The following is a 22279-nucleotide window of genomic DNA, read 5'->3' on the forward strand; positions in this document are numbered from 1 at the left end:
TAAAGGAGAAAATGATGAAAAGTTCAAAATTACTTGCCCTTGCGGGTGTGACATTATTGGCAGCTGGTACTCTGGCTGCGTGCTCTGGATCAGGATCGAGTGCAAAATCTGAGAAAACCTTCTCATATATCTATGAAACAGACCCTGACAACCTCAACTATTTGACAACTGGTAAGGCAGCTACTGCAAATATTACCAGTAATGTTATTGATGGCTTGCTCGAAAATGACCGCTATGGTAACTTTGTGCCATCTATGGCTGAGGATTGGTCTGTATCTAAGGACGGCTTGACTTACACATATACGCTTCGTAAGGATGCAAAATGGTATACCTCTGAAGGTGAGGAATACGCAGAAGTCAAAGCTCAAGACTTTGTAACAGGACTTAAATATGCTGCTGATAAAAAATCTGATGGTCTTTATTTAGTTCAAGAATCAATCAAAGGATTGGACGCCTATGTTAAAGGAGAAATTACAGACTTCTCTCAAGTAGGAATCAAGGCTCTTGATGATTATACAGTTCAGTACACATTGAACAAGCCAGAAAGCTTCTGGAATTCTAAGACAACGATGGGAGTTTTGGCTCCAGTAAATGAAGAGTTCTTGAACTCCAAAGGGGATGACTTCGCTAAGGGAACTGATTCAAGTAGCATTCTCTACAATGGTCCATTCTTACTCAAATCAATTGTTGCTAAATCTTCTGTCGAATTTGCGAAAAATCCTAACTACTGGGATAAGGACAATGTCCATATCGATAAGGTTAAATTATCATTCTGGGATGGTCAAGATACCAACAAACCAACTGAAGCTTTTAAAGACGGTAGCTTTACAATGGCTCGTCTCTTCCCAACTAGTGCTAGCTATCCAGAGACTGAGAAATCATTTAAGGATAACATTGTTTATACCCAACAGGATTCATCTACTTACTTAGTAGGTACTAACATTGACCGTCAGTCATATAAATTTACATCTAAGACTACAGATGAACAGAAGACATCAACTAAGAAAGCACTTCTCAACAAAGACTTCCGTCAAGCCCTTGCTTTTGGTTTCGATAGAACAGCCTATGCTTCTCAAGTGAATGGTGCAAGCGGGGCAACTAAACTGCTTCGTAACTTGTTTGTTCCACCTACATTTGTACAGGCAGATGGAAAGAACTTTGGCGAAATGGTCAAAGACAAATTGGTGACTTATGGTGACGAGTGGAGCAACGTGAACTTGGATGATGCTCAGGATGGACTCTACAACCCAGATAAGGCCAAAGCAGAGTTTGCTAAAGCTAAGACAGCTCTCCAAGCAGAAGGTGTGAAATTCCCAATCCACTTGGATATGCCTGTAGACCAAACCAATACAACAAAAGTTCAACGTGTCCAATCTTTTAAACAGTCAGTTGAAGAAAACTTAGGATCTGATAATGTGGTTGTCGATATCCAACAACTTCAAAAAGACGATGTCTTGAACATCACTTACTTTGCGGAAACAGCTGCTGGCGAAGATTGGGATATCTCAGATAATGTGGGTTGGTCTCCAGACTTTGCAGACCCTTCTACCTACCTTGATATTATCAAACCATCTGTAGGGGAAAATACAAAGACTTACCTAGGATTTGACTCTGGAACTAACAATGCTGCGGCTAAGCAAGTTGGTTTGGAAGACTATGAAAAAATGGTTGTGGAAGCTGGGGAAGAAACTACTGACGTTTCAAAACGTTATGAAAAATATGCTGCTGCCCAAGCTTGGTTGACAGACAGTGCCTTGCTCATCCCAACAACTTCTCAAACTGGTCGTCCAATGTTGTCTAAGATGGTACCATTTACACTCCCGTTTGCATACTCTGGTAACAAGGGTATGAGCGAAGCCCTCTTGTATAAATACCTAGATGTACAAGACAAGGCGGTAACAACAGAAGAGTATCAAAAAGCTCAAGAAAACTGGTTGAAAGAAAAAGAAGAGTCAAATAAAAAGGCTCAAGAAGACCTCGCAAACCATGTGAAATAACTTTTACGAAATAATAGAATGGATTTAGTTTTCTTTTAGATACTAAATCCATTTTACATACATTATTTTTCTAATTTTATTTCTATAATGTCTGTAATAGGTTTATTTATTATATATGTTATATATAGAGTTTTTTAAATGCCCAATTTGTAAAATTAATCTAGACAGAAAAAGCCATCTATGTTAGGCTCAGATAAACTACCACATTTGTCTGAAAGGAACTAACATAAATAACCTATACTCATCTTACCACAGACGAGCTTGTAATGATAGAGGCTTACTATCAAGAAAACATAAAAGTTTCAGATATTGTGACTTCACTTGGCAGATCAAAACAGACAGTCTACAATGTCATCAACTATCTGAAAGAGAGGCGCTCTGCTTATGATTACTATAAGCGATATAAAGTCAATAAAAAACTCTGTGGCAGGAATAAAACCAGTCTTACGAAATCAGAAAAAGACTTTATCCAAACTCATTTAGAACAAAATTGGAGCCTTGATGTCATTAAGGGAGCTTATCCAGATAGGATTTCTTGTTCTATGAGAACTCTCTATCGACTAGCAGACCGCGGTATTCTAAAGAAAGAGGATCTCCCTTAGATAGGTAAAAGAAAACCAAATGGTCATAGCGAAAAACGAGGAAAACAAGCGTTGCGCAGAGATTTATGTGAGAGAGCAAACAGTTATCCTAATTTTAAGACAGAATTTGGTCACCTAGAAGGAGATACCATTGTTGGCGAGAAACACAAAATTGCAGTCATTACCTCAGTAGAACGCTGCTCAAAAGCCATCATCACACTGAAAATCAATGGACGGAAAGCAAGTGATATTGAGGCCTCCATCAATCAATGGTTGTCTCAAGTTCCCAGTCATCTCTTTAAGTCGATAACTTTTGATTGTGGGAAAAATTTTCTAATTGGGAATGTACTGAGCCCCAAAAGTTAGACAATTAATTTAACCAAAGGATTTAGTTCTGTATTGAACAGGACTAAATCCTTTTAGTTTGACTTTAATTCGTTTGTTGTTGTAATAATCAATGTAGTCTACAATGGCTTGTTCCAATCACTTAAATGATTTAAACGTTTTCTTGTAGCCATAAAACATCTCAGATTTAAGTATTCCAAAGAAAGATTCCATCATTCCATTATTAGGACTGTTCCCTTTACGTGACATAGATGGACGAATGCCCTTGTTCTCTAAAAACTGATTATAAGATTGGTACTGATATTACCAGCCTTGGTCACGGTGAAGGATTGTTCCACTATATGATTTAGTTGGAAATATCTTCTCAAGCATGGTCTGAACTTGTTTCAAATCTGGAGAATAATAATTATTCTTCCTGTTTGGACAATGGCTATCCCATACCTGTCAATCAGGCGAATCATGTACATTAGTCCAGAAACATCCACCCTAAATCTTTTTGAAAGCTGGTCAAAGCTTAGACCTTGTTTTATGAGCTCATAGATTTGAACCTTGTCTTCATAACTTAATTTCATAAAAATAGCACCCCAATCGTTAGATTTTATGTCTAACGATTGGGGTGCAGTTCAAGATGGCTGTGCATATTATTCAGAAAAAACTATCTAGTTTTTTCTGAATAAAGGAGAATAATTTAATAATATTTAATGATATGGATTTTAACCTTTTAACACTATTTGATCATTTTTAAATTGGGTTTAATTATCGTCTTCGAGGTTGTATCTGGGGTGTTTGATTTTGCTCGCTGGTTCTTGGGTTTGGTTGTTGTGTATTGTTTTCGCTCGTACCCGAATTTGGAGTTGTTGTACTTTCTTGCGTACTAGAACTCTCTGAAGTTGAGCTAGAGCTTTCAGGTGTCGAGCTTTCAGGTGTCGAGCTTTCAGGTGTTGAACTTTGCTGAGGAGCAGTCCACACAGAACGTGCACCCTTTTTAAAGACGAATTCTCCACCTCTGTAGAGTCCTTCTGGCATAGTCCAGTCATCAGGATGATCATCTTCAGATAAATAAGTCATCATCGAACGGTAAACCTTAGCAGCAACATAGAAGCCATCACCAACGATAGGAGTCAGGCGATTCGAGTAACCAGTCCAAACGGCCATTGAATATTTACGAGTATACCCAACGAACATTTCGTCTGGAGCTACATAACCAGTGTTCTTGATGTAGTTTTCAATCTCATCATCCGTGTAGTTTGATGTACCAGTTTTACCAGCCTGTGGCAACCAAGGGAGGTAGGCTCCTCGACCAGTTCCATATGCCAAGACAGTTTTCATCATATCTGTCATCATATAGGCTGTCGTTTCTTTCATGGCACGAGTACCAGGATCAGAGAATTCTTTCGAACTGCCATCACTAAAGACAATTTTGTTAATATACATCGGTTTGCGGTAGATACCACCGTTAGCAAAAGCCGCGTAAGCAGCAGCCATCTTTTCGCTACTTGCTCCATACTTTTTATCAGATTCAGTTGTATTACTTGAAATGGCATTTGCATAGTGCATATCTGGATAGTCAATACCAAGTCCATTTAGGAAGGTTTTGGCTCTGTCTAAACCAACCTTATTCAAGGTTTCTACAGCTGGAACATTCCGTGATTGCTGGAGAGCATACTGGAGTGTTATGTTTCCAAAGTAACTTCTATCCCAGTTGTAGACGGGAGTGTCTGTTCCAGGATAATTGTAAGGAACATCGTGAACAATTGAAGCAGTTGAATCATAGATATCGTACTCCAAAGCTGGGGCATAATCTGTGATTGGCTTCATCGTTGATCCCCAGTCTCGGTTGGTTTCAACAGCTTGGTTGATTCCAAAGGAAACGTTGCTTGATTGGTGACGAGAACCTAGTTGGGCTATAACTTTTCCGTTTGTGACATCAACAATCGTAGAAGCCACTTGCAACTCATCATCTGGATAGTTGACATACTCTTCCGTATTGTAAATATCCCAGAGACGTTGTTGAACCTTAGAATCAACGTTTGTGTAGACTTCCATACCCGTAGTTAAAAGGTTATAACCTGTTTCCTGTTCAACTTGGTCAATCACCTCTTTGAGGTAATTATCCATGTATGGAGGATAACTGTTAGCCGATTTTAGGCTTTGAAGTCCATCTGTAATCGGAGTATTAATCGCTTTTTCATATTGTTCGGCTGTAATGTAACCTTGTCCCTTCATCTCAGAGAGGACGAGATTACGGCGTTCTTGAGCTGCTTCTGGATGTGAGTATGGATCATACTGGTTTGGAGCCTGAGGCATTCCGGCAAGGAGGGCCAATTGAGGAATACTCAAATCTTTGAGGTCTTTGCCATAGTAACTTTGAGCAGCCGTCTGCATTCCGTAGTTACCGTTTGACATGTAAACCTTGTTGATGTAGTAGGTCAAGATCTCTTGTTTAGTCGCTTTTTGTTCTAGCTGGACGGCGAGCCATGCTTCCTGAGCCTTACGAGAAAGGGTTTGATCAGAAGTTGATGTAGAGAAATAAGTTAATTTAATCAGCTGCTGCGTTAAGGTTGAAGCTCCCTGTAGGCCTCCACCACCACGAAGATTTCGTAGAGTGGCACCGAGGATACGAATAGTATCAACCCCACGGTGATTAAAGAAACGATGGTCCTCAATTGAGACGATGGCATTAACCAACTCCGTAGGGATTTCGTTTGCTTGTGCATTGACCCTACGTTCTGATCCGAGATCGGCAATGAGTTCATCGTTTTTGTCATAGATCTTGCTAGACGTTGTAGCGACTAGTTTACTTTCAGATAGGGCTGGAGCCTTGCTAACATAGTAGAGGAAGAGTCCTCCACCTAGCACAACTGCTGCGATAAATACAGTTAAGAGACAGATGCTGACATACTTAGCTATTCGCAGGATAGTTTGTTTGTTCATCTTGTTTTACCACCTAGTAAATGTTCTTTGATAATATCGAGATAGGGAATCTGGGGAAAGGCACCAGGCTCAATCCTATATCCATTTTCTCGAATATATCCAAGTGGCATTGACTTTTGTCCCCTATCTTGATGATAGAAACGAATCAAGTCAATGGCCGGCAATAAATAAGTTTCTTGCTGAGAAGCAAAGTGAAGAAGGACAAAGCAGATTCCTCGCTGAGCAAGGACCTGTTCCATATGCTGAATCTGATGGTGATGGAAATTCTTCATCGGAATTGCATTTCTTTGCCTAGTTTCCTTTGCTTCAAAGTCGATGTAATATCCATCATAAACCCCTGAATAGTCTGTGGTTGAAGCTTGTCTGAAGTAGGCTTCAACGATCTTAGCTCGACTTCGTTGGGGATAGTCGACACGTACGATTTGGATGGGAGTTGGTTTCTTGTGAATCACTGCTAGCCCATGTGACAAATAGTAGTCGTTCGTAGCGTTGATCATCTTTTCAAAAGACATTCCCCGATTTGCGAAATTTTTAGTTTGTGACGGGGGAGCTTGTCTCTTCTGTGATGAAATTTTATGTGGATAGTTGACCATAATTCTCCTTATTGGTACAATAACATCACTCTATTATATCATAAATTTACAAAGAAAGGGTTAAAAATGACAACAGCCTTGATTTTAGGCTATTCTGCCTTCGACCTTGGTCTCTTTAATGATAAGGATATTCGCGTTGATATTATCAAAACAGCTATTCGGAGAGACCTGGAGCGTTTAGCGGAGGAAGGGGTGAACTGGCTTGTATTTACTGGGGCTCTGGGCTTTGAGTACTGGGTGCTTCAGGTGGCAAAAGACATGAAAATAGACTATGGATTTCAGCTGGCGACCATTTTTGATTTTGAAACCCATGGCAGTAACTGGAATGAAGCCAATCAAGTGAAGTTGAGCGAATTCAAGCAAGTTGATTTTGTCAAATATGCCTATTCACAGTATGAACACAAGGGACAACTACGTGATTATCAGAAATTCTTACTGGAGAACACAGATATTTGCTATCTTTTTTATGATGAAGAAAAGGAAACTAAGTTACAATATTTTTATCAAATGATGAAAAATCAAGCGGACTATGTTACAAGACGATTAACATTTGAGGATTTGAATGAACTAGCAGAAAATTTTTCTGAAAAGTAACCCTTTGACCTTGATTTTTACTTGTCTTTTTTTATATAATAATACTAGTAACCCAGAATGGAGAGAGAGACATGGCAAGTATTATATTTTCAGCAAAAGATATTTTTGAACAAGAGTTTGGACGCGAAGTACGTGGATATAGCAGAGCAGAGGTGGATGAATTCCTAGATGATGTGATTAAGGATTATGAAACCTACGCGGCTTTGGTTAAATCCCTTCGCCAAGAAATTGCCGATTTGAAGGAGGAGTTGTCTCGTAAACCACAGGCGGCTCCAACTCAGCCTGATTCTATCGAAGTTGCCGCTTCTACCTCGATGACAAATTTTGATATTTTGAAACGCTTAAATCGTCTCGAAAAAGAAGTATTTGGTAAGCAAGTCTTAGACAATCAAGATTGATATTGAGTAAGGGATGAGTGCAATTTTTGGATAATCGCGTGAAGAGAATCTCTTTTCATGAGGAAAGTCCATGCTAGCACAGGCTGTGATGCCTGTAGTGTTTGTGCTAGGCGAAACCATAAGCCTAGGGACGAGAGATCGTTACGGCAGTCGAAATGGCTAAGTCTTCGGATAGGTCAGAATAGGCTTGAAAGTGCCACAGTGACGGAGTCTTTCTGGAAACGGAGAGAGTGGAACGCGGTAAACCCCTCAAGCTAGCAACCCAAATTTTGGTCGGGGCATGGAGTGCACGGAAACGAACGTAGTACTCTGACTACTAGCAGATTTATGCTGTTAGTGGTAGACAGATGATTATCGAAGGAAGTGGTCCTAGTCACTTCTGGAACAAAACATGGCTTATAGAAAATTGCATATAGGTTGGGGCTGAGAAATCTTTCTCAACCTCATTTTTTAAAGTGAACAAAAGAAAGGTCTTGCAAGACTAGAAATGAAAGAACAATTTAATTTAATCGCAACTGCTGCGGCGGGTCTTGAGGCTGTCGTTGGACGTGAGGTGCGAGACCTTGGTTATGATTGCCAGGTTGAAAATGGGCGTGTCCGCTTCCAAGGAGATGTGAAGGCAATCATTGAGACCAATCTTTGGCTTCGTGCAGCGGATCGCATCAAGATTGTAGTTGGAAGCTTTCCAGCTAAGACCTTTGAAGAGCTTTTTCAAGGTGTTTTTGCTCTAGATTGGGAAAACTATCTCCCGCTAGGAGCACGTTTCCCGATTTCAAAGGCCAAATGTGTTAAGTCAAAACTTCATAACGAGCCCAGTGTTCAGGCCATTTCTAAGAAAGCTGTTGTGAAGAAATTACAAAAACACTATGCCCGCCCGGAAGGAGTTCCTTTGATGGAAACTGGTCCTGAGTTTAAGATTGAGGTGTCCATCCTTAAGGATGTGGCAACTGTTATGATTGACACGACAGGTTCTAGCCTCTTTAAACGAGGTTATCGTACGGAAAAAGGTGGAGCGCCAATCAAGGAAAATATGGCAGCGGCCATTTTACAACTATCTAACTGGTATCCAGACAAGCCCTTGATTGATCCGACTTGTGGTTCAGGAACTTTCTGTATTGAGGCGGCTATGATTGCCAGAAAGATGGCGCCGGGTCTTCGCCGTTCCTTTGCTTTTGAGGAATGGAACTGGGTTAGCGATCGGTTAATCCAAGAGGTCCGTACTGATGCTGCTAAGAAAATTAATCGTGAGATAGAACTGGATATCATGGGCTGTGATATTGATGCTCGTATGGTAGAAATTGCCAAGGCAAATGCCCAAGCAGCAGGTATTGCAGGAGATATCGCCTTTAAGCAAATGCGGGTACAAGATTTGCGCTCAGACAAGGTAAATGGAGTCATCATTTCCAATCCACCATATGGGGAGCGCTTGTCCGATGATGCAGGAGTTACGAAACTTTATGCTGAGATGGGACAGGTCTTTGCGCCACTGAAAACCTGGAGTAAGTTTATCCTGACCAGTGACGAAGCTTTTGAAAGTAAGTATGGAAGTCCAGCAGATAAAAAACGAAAACTTTATAACGGAACCTTAAAAGTGGATTTGTATCAATACTTTGGTCAGCGTGTGAAACGCCAAGAGGTAAATAGAAAGGTAAACTCATGAGCAAGAAAAGACATGATCGTCATAAAAAAGGACATCAAGAACCCAAATTCGGCTTTGATGAAGCAAAAGATTTGACTGTTGGTCAAGTAATTCGTAAGAACGAAGAGGTGGAAGCTGGAGTATTGCCTGAGGACAATATCTTGGACAAATACATCAAACAGCACCGTGAAGAAATCGAAGCCGACAAGTTTGAAACTCGTCAGTTTAAAAAAGAAGAACTGGCTTCTACTCAAAGTCTAGAAGATATGATTCAAGAAGTGCGAGAATCTAGTGAGACTTCTGGAGAGGTAGAAGAGTCAGATGTAGTTATTGAGAAATCTATTGAAGAGATAGACAATGAAGAAACTACTCAGTTTGTTTCCCCGCTTCAAGATGAGGAAAGTACTGAAATAGAGCCTCTCGTTTTAACAGAAACAGCATCCAAGGAAATGAATGAGGAAAATGAGAAACAAGAAGAAACCTATACTTCCCTATCACGATCAGTACAGACGGAACCTGAAACAGGCTCTAAAAAGAGACGTGTGATTACCATCGTTTCTGTGGTAGCTGCAATTCTTGTTCTTGCTGGGACGTATTATGTTTACCGTCAGGTATCTCGTTCGAGCCAAGAAATCCAGTCTTCTCAATCATCTTCAGGAAATCAGGAATCGCAAACTGACTTGCAAGAGTTTAATACGCTCTATGATTCCTTCTATACAGATGAAAATAAGACAGCGTTAAAAAATAGCCAGTTCGATAAGTTGAGTCAACTGAAAACCTTGCTAGATAAGTTAGAAGGCAGTCGTGATCATACATTAGCTAAGTCAAAATACGATAGTTTAGCAACTCAAATCAAGGCCATCCAAGATGTCAATGCCCTCTTTGAAAGTCCAGCTATTACTGATGGTATCTTGGATACTAATGCAAAGGCCAAGGCAGACGCTAAGTTTACAGAAATCAAAACAGGTAACACAGAATTAGACAAGCTCTTGGATAAGGCCATTAGCCTTGGTAAGAGCCAACAAACCAGTGCTTCTAGTTCAAACTCAAGCTCTAGTCAAGCAAGTTCAAGTTCAGCTACAGAAAGCAATGCGAGCAGCACTACACCTTCAACAAGTACCACAGCACCAGCTAGAGATACGAATGGTGGTTTGTCTAGCGATGGTGTCAACCTTCAAAGAAGTGCTAGTCGTGTGCCATACAACCAAACAGCTGTAGACGATAGCAACAACCCTGCTTGGACTTTTGCAGATGGTGTTTTGGAACAAATCCTAGCAACATCACGTGCTCGCGGTTATATCACTGGCAATCAATATATCCTAGAACGGGTCAATATCGTAAACGGAAATGGTTATTACAACCTTTACAAACCAGATGGAACCTATCTCTTTACTCTCAACTGTAAGACGGGGTACTTTGTCGGTAATGGAGCTGGTCACGCGGATGACTTGGACTACTAGGAGTCCGTTACAAAATCCTTTCCTTTCCTAGGTAAAAATGATAAAATAAAACATATTAAACAAGAGGAGTGTCTTATGACAAAAGCTAACTTTGGTGTTGTTGGTATGGCCGTAATGGGTCGTAACCTTGCCCTAAATATCGAATCTCGTGGCTACACAGTTGCCATTTACAACCGTAGTAAAGAAAAAACAGAAGACATGATTGCTTGCCATCCAGAAAAGAAATTTGTACCAAGCTATGACGTGGAAAGTTTTGTAAACTCAATCGAGAAGCCTCGTCGCATCATGCTGATGGTTCAAGCTGGACCTGGTACAGATGCTACGATCCAAGCCCTTCTTCCACACCTTGACAAGGGTGATATCTTGATTGATGGAGGAAATACTTTCTACAAAGATACCATCCGTCGTAATGAAGAATTGGCAAACTCAGGTATCAACTTTATCGGTACTGGGGTTTCTGGTGGTGAAAAAGGTGCCCTTGAAGGTCCTTCTATCATGCCTGGTGGACAAAAAGAAGCCTACGAATTGGTTGCTGATGTTCTCGAAGAAATCTCAGCTAAAGCACCAGAAGATGGCAAACCATGTGTGACTTACATCGGTCCTGATGGAGCTGGTCACTATGTGAAAATGGTTCACAACGGTATCGAGTATGGTGACATGCAATTGATCGCAGAAAGCTATGACCTTATGCAACACTTGCTAGGCCTTTCTGCAGAAGATATGGCTGAAATCTTTACTGAGTGGAACAAGGGTGAATTGGACAGCTACTTGATTGAAATCACAGCTGATATCCTAAGCCGTAAAGACGATGAAGGTCAAGAAGGACCAATCGTAGACTACATCCTTGACGCTGCAGGTAACAAAGGAACTGGTAAATGGACTAGCCAATCATCACTTGACCTTGGTGTACCATTGTCACTCATCACGGAGTCAGTATTTGCCCGCTACATCTCTACTTACAAAGAAGAGCGTGTACATGCTAGCAAGGTACTTCCAAAACCAGCCGCCTTCAAGTTTGAAGGAGACAAGGCTGAGTTGATTGAAAAGATTCGTCAAGCCCTTTACTTCTCAAAAATCATTTCATACGCACAAGGTTTTGCCCAATTGCGTGTAGCTTCTAAAGAAAACAACTGGAACTTGCCATTTGCGGACATCGCATCTATCTGGCGTGCTGGCTGTATCATCCGTTCTCGTTTCTTGCAAAAGATCACTGATGCTTACAACCGTGATGCAGACCTTGCCAACCTTCTTTTGGATGAGTACTTCTTGGATGTAACAGCGAAATACCAACAATCTGTACGTGATATCGTAGCACTTGCTGTTCAAGCTGGTGTACCAGTACCAACTTTCTCAGCAGCCATTACTTACTTTGATAGCTACCGTTCAGCTGACCTTCCAGCTAACTTGATCCAAGCACAACGTGACTACTTCGGTGCTCACACTTACCAACGTAAAGACAAAGAAGGAACATTCCACTACTCTTGGTATGACGAAAAATAAGTAGGTCTGCCATGGGGAAACGGATTTTATTACTTGAGAAAGAACGAAATTTAGCTCATTTTCTCAGTCTGGAACTCCAAAAAGAGCAATACCGTGTTGATCTGGTAGATGAAGGGCAAAAAGCCCTCTCCATGGCTCTCCAGACGGACTATGACTTGATTTTACTGAATGCTCATCTGGGGGATATGACGGCCCAGGATTTTGCAGACAAGCTGAGTCGGACAAAACCTGCCTCAGTGATCATGGTCTTGGACCATCGTGAAGAATTGCAAGACCAGATTGAGACAATCCAGCGCTTTGCCGTTTCTTACATCTATAAGCCAGTGATTATTGATAATCTGGTAGCCCGTATTTCAGCGATTTTCCGAGGTCGGGACTTCATTGACCAACACTGTAGTCAGATGAAAGTTCCAACGTCTTACCGCAACCTACGTATGGATGTAGAACATCATACCGTTTATCGTGGCGAGGAGATGATTGCTCTGACGCGCCGTGAGTATGACCTCTTGGCTACTCTCATGGGAAGCAAGAAAGTCTTGACTCGTGAGCAGTTATTGGAAAGTGTTTGGAAGTACGAAAGTGCGACAGAAACCAATATCGTGGATGTTTATATCCGTTATCTACGTAGCAAGCTTGATGTAAAAGGTCAAAAAAGCTACATTAAAACTGTGCGTGGTGTTGGTTACACCATGCAAGAATAGAAAAGCAGTTGCAGTTGTGTAACTGCTTTTTTTGAGGAATTTCTATATATTGACATACAGTCGGGTCTTTGCTACAATCAGTTATGGAGGAAAGATCGAATGAAAAAATTTAAAATAATGATGCAAGTTGGACTGACAGTTTCTTTATTTGCTTTGTTAGCGACAAGCACCGTCTTTGCGGATGATACTGATTCAGAAGGCTGGCAATTTGTCCAAGAAAATGGTAGAACCTACTACAAGAAGGGAGAACTCAAAGAAACCTACTGGCGAGTGATTGATGGGAAGTACTATTATTTTGATCCTTTATCTGGAGAAATGGTTGTCGGCTGGCAATATATACCTGCTCCACACAAAGGGGTTACGATTGGTTCTTCTCTAAGGCAAGATATTGCTTTTAGACCAGATTGGTTTTACTTTGGTCAAGATGGGGTATTACAAGAATTTGTTGGTAAGCAAGTTTTAGAAGCAAAAACTGCTACAAATACCAACAAACATCATGGGGAACAATATGATAGTCCAGCAGAGAAACGAGTCTATTATTTTGAAGATCAGCGTAGCTATCACACTTTAAAAACTGGTTGGATTTCTGACGGAGGGCATTGGTATTATTTACAGGAGGATGGTAGCTTCGATGCTCGTATCGACAGTTTAATGGTTGGGGAGCCAGTACGTGGTTGGATCAATGATAACTCAACTTGGTACTATCTCGATCCAACAACTGCTGCAATGCAAACTGGGTGGCAACAACTTGGCAATAAGTGGTACTATCTCCGTTCATCAGGATCTATGGCAACTGGTTGGTACCAGGAAGGCTCCACTTGGTATTATTTAGACGAGCCAAATGGCGATATGAAAACGGGCTGGCAATACCTTGGGAACAAGTGGTACTATCTCCGTTCATCAGGATCTATGGCAACTGGCTGGTATCAGGAAGGCTCGATTTGGTACTACTTACATGCAAGTAATGGAGATATGAAGACAGGCTGGTTCCAGGTCAATGGCAAATGGTACTACGCTTACAGCTCAGGTGCTTTAGCAGTGAATACGACCGTAGAAGGCTATTCGGTCAACTATAATGGCGAGTGGGTTCAATAATGAAAGAGGCGATTGTGAAGGAAACAATCGCTTTTTTTGTGAAAATATAATAAAATAGATAGGAGAAATACTACTGTATGAAATGAGACGGTCTTTTCGTCTGGTTAAAGGAAAACATGACAAAAAAAGTTGGTGTCGGTCAGGCACATAGTAAGATTATTTTAATAGGGGAGCATGCGGTCGTATACGGCTATCCTGCCATTTCCCTGCCTCTCTTAGAGGTGGAGGTGACATGTAAGGTGGTCCCTGCTGAAAGTCCGTGGCGTCTCTATGAGGAGGATACCTTGTCCATGGCGGTTTATGCTTCGCTGGAGTATTTGGATATCAAAGAAGCCTGCATTCGATGTGTGATTGACTCGGCTATCCCTGAAAAACGGGGAATGGGTTCGTCAGCGGCTATCAGCATAGCAGCCATTCGAGCTGTTTTTGACTACTATCAAGCCGACCTGCCTCATGATGTACTAGAAATCTTGGTCAATCGGGCTGAGATGATTGCCCATATGAATCCAAGCGGTTTGGATGCTAAGACCTGTCTCAGTGACCAGCCCATTCGCTTTATCAAGAATGTTGGTTTTACAGAACTTGAGATGAACCTATCTGCCTATTTGGTGATTGCAGATACAGGTGTGTATGGTCACACTCGTGAAGCCATCCAAGTGGTTCAAAGCAAGGGGAAGGATGCTCTGCCGTTTTTGCATGCCCTGGGAGAATTGACCCAGCAGGCAGAAGAGGCAATTAGACGAAAAGATGCTGAGGGACTGGGACAAATCTTCAGTCAAGCGCATTTACATTTAAAAGAAATTGGTGTTAGTAGCCCTGAGGCAGACTCCCTCGTTGAAACGGCTCTGAGCCAGGGTGCTCTAGGTGCCAAGATGAGTGGTGGTGGGCTAGGAGGCTGTATCATAGCCTTGGCAACCAATTTGACTCAAGCTCAAGAACTAGCAGAAAGATTAGAAGAGAAAGGAGCTGTTCAGACATGGATCGAAAGCCTGTAACAGTACGTTCCTACGCAAATATTGCCATTGTCAAATATTGGGGAAAGAAAAAAGAAAAAGAGATGGTTCCTGCTACTAGCAGTATCTCTTTGACTTTGGAAAATATGTACACAGAGACGACTTTGTCGCCTTTACCGACGGATGCGACTGCTGATGCCTTTTATATCAATGGTCAACTTCAGAGTGAGGATGAGCATGCCAAAATGAGCAAAATCATTGACCGTTACCGCCCAGAAGGTGAGGGCTTTGTCCGTATTGATACCCAAAACAACATGCCTACCGCAGCGGGCTTGTCCTCAAGTTCCAGTGGTTTGTCCGCCTTGGTCAAGGCCTGTAATGCTTATTTCCAGCTTGGTTTGAATCAGAGTCAGTTGGCGCAGGAAGCTAAGTTTGCCTCAGGTTCTTCCTCTCGGAGCTTTTATGGACCACTAGGTGCCTGGGATAAGGATAGTGGGGAAATTTACTCTGTTGATACAGACCTGAAACTAGCTATGATTATGTTGGTGTTAGAGGATAAGAAAAAACCAATTTCTAGCCGTGATGGAATGAAACTTTGTGTGGAAACCTCGACGACCTTTGATGATTGGGTTCGTCAGTCTGAGAAGGATTATCAGGATATGCTGGTCTATCTCAAAGAGAATGATTTTGCCAAGGTTGGGGAATTAACGGAGAGGAATGCCCTTGCTATGCACGCTACGACGAAAACAGCATCGCCAACCTTTTCATATCTGACGGATGCGTCCTATGAAGCCATGGACTTTGTCCGCCAACTTCGTGAGCAAGGGGAAGCCTGCTACTTTACCATGGACGCCGGTCCCAATGTCAAAGTCCTCTGTCAGGAGAAAGACTTGGAGCATTTATCAGAAATTTTCGGTCAACGTTACCGCTTGATTGTGTCAAAAACAAAGGATTTGAGCCAAGATGATTGCTGTTAAAACTTGCGGAAAACTATACTGGGCAGGTGAATATGCTATTTTAGAGCCAGGACAGTTGGCCTTGATAAAGGCGATACCTATCTATATGAGGGGAGAGATTGCCTTTTCTGATAGCTACCGTATCTATTCAGATCTGTTTGATTTTGCAGTGGACTTGACGCCAAATCCTGACTACAGCTTGATTCAAGAAACGATTGCTCTAGTGGAAGATTTCCTCGTTTATCGTGGGCAAGCCTTGCGACCTTTTTTCTTGGAAATCCGTGGAAAAATGGAACGCGAAGGCAAAAAGTTTGGTCTGGGTTCTAGTGGTAGCGTCGTTGTCTTGGTGATCAAGGCCCTGCTGGCTCTGTATGATATTACGGTTGATCAGGATTTCTTGTTCAAGCTGGCTAGCGCGGTCTTGCTCAAGCGAGGTGACAATGGTTCTATGGGAGACCTTGCCTGTATTGTGGCAGAGGATTTAGTTCTCTACCAGTCTTTTGATCGAAAGAAGATAGCTGCTTGGTTGGAAGAAGAAAGTTTGGAGACAGTTTTGGAGCGTGACTGGGGCTTTTCCATCTCACAAGTGAAACCAGCCCTAGAATGTGATTTCCTAGTGGGATGGACCAAGGAAGTAGCCGTATCGAGCCAAATGGTTCAGCAAATCAAGCAAAACATAGACCAGAATTTTTTAAGTTCCTCAAAAGCAACGGTATCTGCTTTGGTAGAAGCCCTGGAGCATGGGAATGCAGAAAAAATTATTGAGCAGCTGGAAACAGCCAGTCAGCTTTTAGAAGGTTTGAGCCCAGATATTTACACACCTTCGTTGAGACAGTTGAAAGAAGCCAGTCAAGATTTGCAGGCTGTTGCCAAGAGTAGTGGCGCTGGTGGTGGTGACTGTGGGATTGCCTTGAGTTTTGATGATCAATCAACTGAAACCTTAAAAAACCGTTGGGCCAATCTGGGGATTGAGCTCTTATACCAAGAAAGGATAGGACATGACGACAAATCGTAAGGACGAGCATATCCGCTATGCCCTTGAGCAGAAAAGTTCCTATAATAGCTTTGATGAGGTGGAGTTGATTCATTCTTCCCTGCCTCTTTATGACCTGGATGAGATTGATTTGTCTACAGAGTTTGCAGGTCGAAAGTGGGACTTTCCTTTTTATATCAATGCCATGACAGGTGGGAGCGACAAAGGTAAAGAAATCAATCAAAAACTGGCTCAGGTGGCAGAAGCCTGTGGGATTTTGTTTGTGACGGGATCTTATAGCGCAGCCCTAAAAAATCCTACAGATGACTCTTTTTCTGTCAAGACTAGCCATCCAAATCTCCTCCTTGGAACCAATATTGGATTGGACAAGCCTGTCGAGTTAGGACTTCAGACTGTGCAAGCGATGAATCCTCTTCTTTTGCAAGTGCATGTCAATGTTATGCAGGAATTACTCATGCCTGAGGGAGAAAGGAAGTTCAGAAGCTGGCAATCGCATCTGGCAGACTACAGCAAGCAAATCCCCGTTCCTATTGTCCTAAAGGAAGTGGGCTTTGGAATGGATGTGAAGACCATCGAGAGAGCTTATGAACTGGGCGTTCGAACGGTTGACCTGTCAGGTCGTGGTGGTACCAGCTTTGCCTATATCGAAAACCGTCGCAGTGGTCAGCGTGATTATCTCAATCAATGGGGTCAGTCTACTATGCAGGCCCTTCTCAATGCCCAAGACTGGAAAGACAAGGTTCAACTCTTGGTCAGTGGTGGTGTTCGGAATCCGCTGGATATGATTAAGTGTTTGGTCTTTGGCGCCAAGGCCGTGGGATTGTCACGTACCGTTCTAGAGTTGATTGAAACCTATTCAGTCGAAGAAGTGATTGGCATTGTCCAAGGCTGGAAAGAAGATCTGCGTTTGATCATGTGTGCCCTTAATTGTGCCACCATAGCGGATCTGCAAAACGTAGACTATATTCTTTATGGTAAACTAAAAGAATCTAGAGATCAGATCTAAAGAGGTCGGGACAAGAATCCCGCCCTTTTTTGTAGCCTTTTGTCAACTGTGGTGGGCTGAAAGAAGCTAGCTTGTAGGAGCGATTTCTGTCCCATCGCCTTTTTCCATCCTCAGACCGAGGTGACTTTTTTGAATTGTGATAAAATAGAAGGGAGAGGATGCATCTATGAAAAAATTTCAAATCTTTTTATTTATTGAAGCCTGTCTGTTGACGGGAGCTCTGATTTTGATGGTATCAGAGCATTTTTCGCGTTTTTTGCTGATTCTATTCCTCTTTTTGCTCTTGCTCCGCTATTATACAGGTAAAGAAGGCAACAACGTATTCCTCCTTGTGGCGACTATTCTTTTCTTTTTCATCGTCATGCTCAATCCCTTTGTGATTTTAGCCATCTTTGTAGCAGTTATCTATAGTCTTTTTCTTCTCTATCCGATGATGAATCAAGAAAGAGAGGATACGGATTTGGTCTTTGAAGAGGTGGTAACGGTTAAAAATGAACGCAATCCTTGGTTTGGCAATCTCCATCATTTTTCTAGCCACCAGACATGTCAATTTGACGATATCAACCTCTTTCGCCTCATGGGTAAGGACACCATTCATCTAGAAAGAGTTATCCTAACCAATCATGACAATGTCATTATCCTTAGAAAGATGGTCGGAACGACTAGGATTATCGTGCCCGTAGATGTGGAAATCAGTCTCAGTGTCAACTGCCTCTATGGAGATCTTACCTTCCTTCATCAACCTAAGAAATCCCTTCGCAATGAACACTATCATCAGGAAACCAGGGACTATCTCAAGAGTAACAAGAGCGTCAAGATTTTCCTAACTACTATGGTTGGCGATGTGGAGGTGGTCAGAGGATGAAAAAGCAATCTTATCTGTTAATCGGTCTGACTTCTTTCCTCTTTATCCTCTTTTTGACCAATAGTCTACTTGATATTTTTGAACTGGATTGGTCCTATTTGCTACAGGATATCGAGAAAACAGAGAAGCTCATCTTCTTAATCTTGGTCTTTAGCCTTTCCATGACCTTCTTTTTTGTCCTTTTTTGGCGCGTTATAGAAGAAGTCTCTCGCAGAAAAATGCAGGTTAATCTCAAGCGACTGCTAGCAGGAAAAGAGGTGGTTGCCTTTGCGGATCCAGACTTGGATGCCAGTTTTAAGTCCTTGTCTGGCAAGCTCAATCTCTTGACAGAAGCTGTTCAAAAGGCTGAAAATCAAAGCCTGGTCAAGGAAGAAGCACTCATCGAGAAAGAACGGAAGCGGATAGCACGTGACTTGCACGATACAGTTAGTCAGGAGTTGTTTGCGGCCCATATGATTTTATCAGGTGTCAGTCAGCAGGCTTTGAAGCTGGATAGAGAAAAGATGCAGACCCAGTTGCAAAGTGTTGCAGCTATCCTTGAAACAGCCCAGAAAGATTTGCGGGTCTTGCTCTTGCATTTGCGCCCAGTAGAGTTGGAAGAGAAGAGTTTAATTGAGGGGATTCAAATCCTCTTAAAAGAGCTTGAGGACAAGAGTGATCTCAAGGTTAGTCTCAAGCAGAATGTGTCTAAATTGCCCAAGAAGATTGAAGAACATATCTTCCGTATTCTTCAGGAGTTGATCAGCAATACCCTTCGCCATGCTCAGGCATCTTGCCTAGATGTCTACCTCTATCAGACAGATGTTGAATTGCAGCTGAAGGTAGTGGACAATGGGATTGGTTTCCAGTTAGGGAGTTTAGATGACTTGAGTTATGGACTGCGAAATATCAAGGAGCGAGTCGAAGATATGGCAGGAACGGTTCAACTCTTGACAGCTCCCAAACAAGGACTGGCGGTTGATATCCGTATTCCCCTGTTAGATAAGGAATCATAAAGGAGTAGAGATGAGAATTTTACTGGTAGATGACCATGAAATGGTTCGATTGGGCTTGAAAAGCTATTTTGATCTCCAAGACGATGTGGAAGTTGTGGGCGAGGCTGCCAATGGGTCTCAAGGTATTGACTTGGCCTTGAAACTGCGTCCAGATGTCATTGTCATGGATATTGTTATGCCTGAGATGAATGGGATTGATGCAACCTTGGCCATCCTCAAAGAATGGCCTGAAGCCAAGATTTTGATTGTGACCTCTTACCTAGACAATGAAAAAATCATGCCGGTCTTGAATGCTGGTGCCAAAGGTTATATGCTCAAGACTTCTAGTGCAGATGAATTGCTGCACGCTGTTCGTAAGGTTGCTGCTGGCGAGCTGGCTATTGAACAAGAGGTCAGCAAGAAGGTTGAATACCACCGTAATCATATGGAGCTTCATGAGGAGCTGACTGCGCGTGAGCGAGACGTACTTCAACTCATCGCCAAGGGCTACGAAAATCAGCGGATTGCAGATGAACTTTTTATCTCTCTCAAGACGGTCAAGACCCATGTGTCCAATATCCTTGCTAAACTTGAGGTCAGCGATCGCACCCAGGCAGCGGTCTATGCCTTTCAGCACCACTTGGTCGGTCAGGAGGACTTTTAGATGAGTCTTGCAGATTTACTTGAGGAGCTAGAAGCAGCAAAAGACCCTGAAAAAGCAGGGCCTATGGAAGCCTATATGCGCCATCAATTTCCCTTTCTAGGTATTGCAGGTCCTGAAAGAAATGCCCTCTATAAAAAGTATTTTCCAGAAGCGAAAAAAACAAGAGTTATTGACTGGGATTTTGTAGATATCTGCTGGGAAAAGGAGCCTAGAGAATACCAATATGTAGCTGCCAACTATTTGAAAGCCATGCAGTCTTATCTAACGAAGGATGATTTGCATAAGCTTGAGCGTCTGGTCGTGACCAAGTCTTGGTGGGACACGGTAGATATCCTAGATCGAGTAGTAGGAAGTTTGGTAGCCGACCATCAGGAGCTTGAAGAAGTGCTTTTAAAATGGAGTCTATCAGATAATATCTGGTTGAGACGAGTCGCTATTGATCACCAGTTGTTAAGGAAAGAGAAAACAAATGTCCAACTGATGGAAAAGATCCTGCTCAACAATCTGGACCAGACAGAATTTTTTATCAACAAAGCCATCGGCTGGGCTCTAAGAGACTACTCTAAAACCAATCCCGAATGGGTAGCACGTTTTATTGAAAAAATAAGAAGAGAATGGCTGAACTTAGTATCAAGGAAGCGAGCAAGTACCTCTAGCACTATTGAAAAGCGCATTCATTACTTGAAAAAAGTCGCTATTATATGGTATAATGGACTGTATTAAAAATTTTAAGGAGAAATGACAGAATGTCTGTATCATTTGAAAACAAAGAAACAAACCGTGGTGTCTTGACTTTCACTATCTCTCAAGACCAAATCAAACCAGAATTGGACCGTGTATTTAACTCAGTAAAGAAAACTCTTAACGTTCCTGGTTTCCGTAAAGGTCACCTTCCACGCCCTATCTTCGACCAAAAATTTGGTGAAGAAGCTCTTTATCAAGATGCAATGAACGCTCTTTTGCCAAACGCTTATGAAGCTGCAGTAAAAGAAGCTGGTCTTGAAGTCGTTGCACAACCAAAAATCGATGTGACTTCAATGGAAAAAGGTCAAGACTGGGTTATTACAGCTGAAGTCGTGACAAAACCTGAAGTAAAATTGGGCGACTACAAAAACCTTGAAGTGTCAGTAGATGTAGAAAAAGAAGTTACAGACGCTGACGTTGAAGAACGTATCGAACGCGAACGCAACAACTTGGCTGAATTGGTTATCAAAGAAGGCGCTGCTGAAAATGGCGACACTGTTGTGATTGACTTCGTTGGTTCTATCGACGGTGTTGAATTTGACGGTGGAAAAGGTGAAAACTTCTCACTTGGACTTGGTTCAGGTCAATTCATTCCTGGATTTGAAGACCAATTGGTAGGTCATTCAGCTGGTGAAACTGTTGATGTTCTTGTAACATTCCCAGAAGACTACCAAGCAGAAGACCTTGCAGGTAAAGAAGCTAAATTCGTAACAACTATCCACGAAGTTAAAGTTAAAGAAGTTCCAGCTCTTGACGATGAACTTGCAAAAGACATCGACGAAGAAGTGGAAACACTTGCTGAATTGAAAGAAAAATACCGCAAGGAATTGGCTGCTTCAAAAGAAGAAGCGTACAAAGATGCAGTAGAAGGTGCAGCGATCGATAAAGCTGTAGAAAACGCTGAAATCGTAGAACTTCCAGAAGAAATGATCCACGAAGAAGTTCACCGTTCAGTAAATGAATTCCTTGGAAACTTGCAACGCCAAGGGATCAACCCTGACATGTACTTCCAAATCACTGGAACTACTCAAGAAGACCTTCACAAACAATACGAAGCAGAAGCTGAGTCACGTACGAAGACGAACCTTGTTATCGAAGCAGTTGCCAAAGCTGAAGGATTTGACGCTTCTGAAGAAGAAATCCAAAAAGAAATCGAGCAATTGGCTGCAGATTACAACATGGAAGTGGCACAAGTTCAAAACTTGCTTTCAGCTGACATGTTGAAACACGATATCACTATTAAAAAAGCTGTCGAATTGATCACAAGCACAGCAACAGTTAAATAA

The 22279-nt window shown here is 42.0% G+C and carries 20 protein-coding genes, 1 other RNA gene and 2 pseudogenes; 20 read left to right on the forward strand and 3 right to left on the reverse strand.

Annotated features, from left to right (window positions below; all coding sequences use genetic code 11):
• Positions 1 to 14 precede the first annotated feature (14 nt).
• The 3 genes from STO1_RS01735 (at position 15) to STO1_RS09865 (ending at position 2944) form a co-directional block, all read left to right on the forward strand.
• Complete coding sequence (locus tag STO1_RS01735; RefSeq protein ID WP_084939322.1) at positions 15 to 1997, forward strand: peptide ABC transporter substrate-binding protein; 1983 nt, start codon at positions 15 to 17, stop codon at positions 1995 to 1997.
• 266 nt (positions 1998 to 2263) lie between these two features.
• A complete protein-coding gene (locus STO1_RS09860; protein ID WP_231870003.1) occupies positions 2264 to 2599 on the forward strand; it encodes a hypothetical protein in 336 nt (111 codons plus the stop codon).
• Positions 2600 to 2650: 51 nt separating this feature from the next.
• Complete coding sequence (locus tag STO1_RS09865) at positions 2651 to 2944, forward strand: IS30 family transposase (protein ID WP_231870004.1); 294 nt, start codon at positions 2651 to 2653, stop codon at positions 2942 to 2944.
• Positions 2945 to 2953: 9 nt separating this feature from the next.
• Here STO1_RS09865 and STO1_RS01745 read toward each other — a convergent pair.
• The 3 genes and pseudogenes from STO1_RS01745 to recU form a co-directional block, all read right to left on the reverse strand.
• Positions 2954 to 3322: pseudogene (locus STO1_RS01745) on the reverse strand (transposase); the annotation flags it as partial.
• Positions 3323 to 3679: 357 nt separating this feature from the next.
• Positions 3680 to 5857 (reverse strand): penicillin-binding protein PBP1A, encoded by a 2178-nt coding sequence (gene pbp1a / locus STO1_RS01755; protein WP_084939319.1) that lies wholly within the window; start codon positions 5855 to 5857, stop codon positions 3680 to 3682.
• A complete protein-coding gene (recU, locus tag STO1_RS01760) occupies positions 5854 to 6450 on the reverse strand; it encodes a Holliday junction resolvase RecU (RefSeq protein ID WP_007520634.1) in 597 nt (198 codons plus the stop codon). Before recU ends, pbp1a begins: the two co-directional genes overlap by 4 nt.
• A gap of 66 nt (positions 6451 to 6516) precedes the next feature.
• Here recU and STO1_RS01765 point away from each other — a divergent pair, with 66 nt between their 5' ends.
• The 17 genes and pseudogenes from STO1_RS01765 to tig all read left to right on the forward strand — a co-directional run bounded on the left by STO1_RS01765 (position 6517) and on the right by tig (position 22279).
• Positions 6517 to 7044 carry an SLOG family protein gene (locus tag STO1_RS01765; RefSeq protein WP_007520633.1) on the forward strand — a complete coding sequence of 176 codons (528 nt, stop codon included), beginning with the start codon at positions 6517 to 6519 and terminating at the stop codon, positions 7042 to 7044.
• A gap of 71 nt (positions 7045 to 7115) precedes the next feature.
• On the forward strand, positions 7116 to 7442 hold the full coding sequence (gene gpsB, locus STO1_RS01770; protein ID WP_007520632.1) for a cell division regulator GpsB: 327 nt from the start codon (positions 7116 to 7118) through the stop codon (positions 7440 to 7442).
• A gap of 22 nt (positions 7443 to 7464) precedes the next feature.
• An RNA gene (gene rnpB, locus STO1_RS01775) (RNase P RNA component class B) lies at positions 7465 to 7846 on the forward strand.
• Between the two features lie 83 nt (positions 7847 to 7929).
• On the forward strand, positions 7930 to 9102 hold the full coding sequence (locus STO1_RS01780; protein WP_084917717.1) for a THUMP domain-containing class I SAM-dependent RNA methyltransferase: 1173 nt from the start codon (positions 7930 to 7932) through the stop codon (positions 9100 to 9102).
• Positions 9099 to 10541, forward strand: coding sequence for a cell division site-positioning protein MapZ (gene mapZ / locus STO1_RS01785; protein ID WP_061588438.1), 1443 nt, complete (start codon positions 9099 to 9101; stop codon positions 10539 to 10541). The genes STO1_RS01780 and mapZ overlap by 4 nt, the downstream gene beginning before the upstream one ends.
• A 75-nt stretch (positions 10542 to 10616) precedes the next feature.
• On the forward strand, positions 10617 to 12041 hold the full coding sequence (gene gndA / locus STO1_RS01790) for an NADP-dependent phosphogluconate dehydrogenase (RefSeq protein ID WP_096421690.1): 1425 nt from the start codon (positions 10617 to 10619) through the stop codon (positions 12039 to 12041).
• 11 nt (positions 12042 to 12052) lie between these two features.
• The gene (locus tag STO1_RS01795) at positions 12053 to 12742 is read left to right on the forward strand and encodes a response regulator transcription factor (protein WP_000517997.1); all 690 of its coding nucleotides are present in this window, start codon (positions 12053 to 12055) and stop codon (positions 12740 to 12742) included.
• A 99-nt stretch (positions 12743 to 12841) separates the two neighbouring features.
• Positions 12842 to 13837, forward strand: a complete 996-nt coding sequence (gene cbpF, locus STO1_RS01800) for a choline-binding protein CbpF (protein WP_061588437.1) — start codon at positions 12842 to 12844, stop codon at positions 13835 to 13837.
• A 116-nt stretch (positions 13838 to 13953) separates the two neighbouring features.
• Entirely contained in the window at positions 13954 to 14832 is an 879-nt protein-coding gene (gene mvk / locus STO1_RS01805; protein WP_000163309.1) for a mevalonate kinase, read from the forward strand.
• Positions 14814 to 15767, forward strand: a complete 954-nt coding sequence (gene mvaD / locus STO1_RS01810) for a diphosphomevalonate decarboxylase (RefSeq protein ID WP_096421692.1) — start codon at positions 14814 to 14816, stop codon at positions 15765 to 15767. The genes mvk and mvaD overlap by 19 nt, the downstream gene beginning before the upstream one ends.
• The gene (locus STO1_RS01815; RefSeq protein ID WP_096421694.1) at positions 15754 to 16761 is read left to right on the forward strand and encodes a phosphomevalonate kinase; all 1008 of its coding nucleotides are present in this window, start codon (positions 15754 to 15756) and stop codon (positions 16759 to 16761) included. Before mvaD ends, STO1_RS01815 begins: the two co-directional genes overlap by 14 nt.
• Positions 16745 to 17746 (forward strand): type 2 isopentenyl-diphosphate Delta-isomerase, encoded by a 1002-nt coding sequence (gene fni, locus STO1_RS01820; protein ID WP_096421696.1) that lies wholly within the window; start codon positions 16745 to 16747, stop codon positions 17744 to 17746. The genes STO1_RS01815 and fni overlap by 17 nt, the downstream gene beginning before the upstream one ends.
• A 166-nt stretch (positions 17747 to 17912) precedes the next feature.
• Positions 17913 to 18611 (forward strand): cell wall-active antibiotics response protein LiaF, encoded by a 699-nt coding sequence (gene liaF / locus STO1_RS01825; RefSeq protein ID WP_084939307.1) that lies wholly within the window; start codon positions 17913 to 17915, stop codon positions 18609 to 18611.
• A complete protein-coding gene (locus tag STO1_RS01830; protein WP_084939306.1) occupies positions 18608 to 19606 on the forward strand; it encodes an envelope stress sensor histidine kinase LiaS in 999 nt (332 codons plus the stop codon). Before liaF ends, STO1_RS01830 begins: the two co-directional genes overlap by 4 nt.
• A gap of 10 nt (positions 19607 to 19616) precedes the next feature.
• Complete coding sequence (locus STO1_RS01835) at positions 19617 to 20249, forward strand: response regulator transcription factor (protein WP_096421698.1); 633 nt, start codon at positions 19617 to 19619, stop codon at positions 20247 to 20249.
• A pseudogene (locus STO1_RS01840) lies at positions 20250 to 20905 on the forward strand (DNA alkylation repair protein).
• A 90-nt stretch (positions 20906 to 20995) separates the two neighbouring features.
• Positions 20996 to 22279, forward strand: coding sequence for a trigger factor (gene tig / locus STO1_RS01845; protein ID WP_096421700.1), 1284 nt, complete (start codon positions 20996 to 20998; stop codon positions 22277 to 22279).

This window comes from Streptococcus oralis subsp. tigurinus, assembly GCF_002356415.1.
Taxonomy (GTDB): Bacteria; Bacillota; Bacilli; order Lactobacillales; family Streptococcaceae; genus Streptococcus; species Streptococcus oralis_F.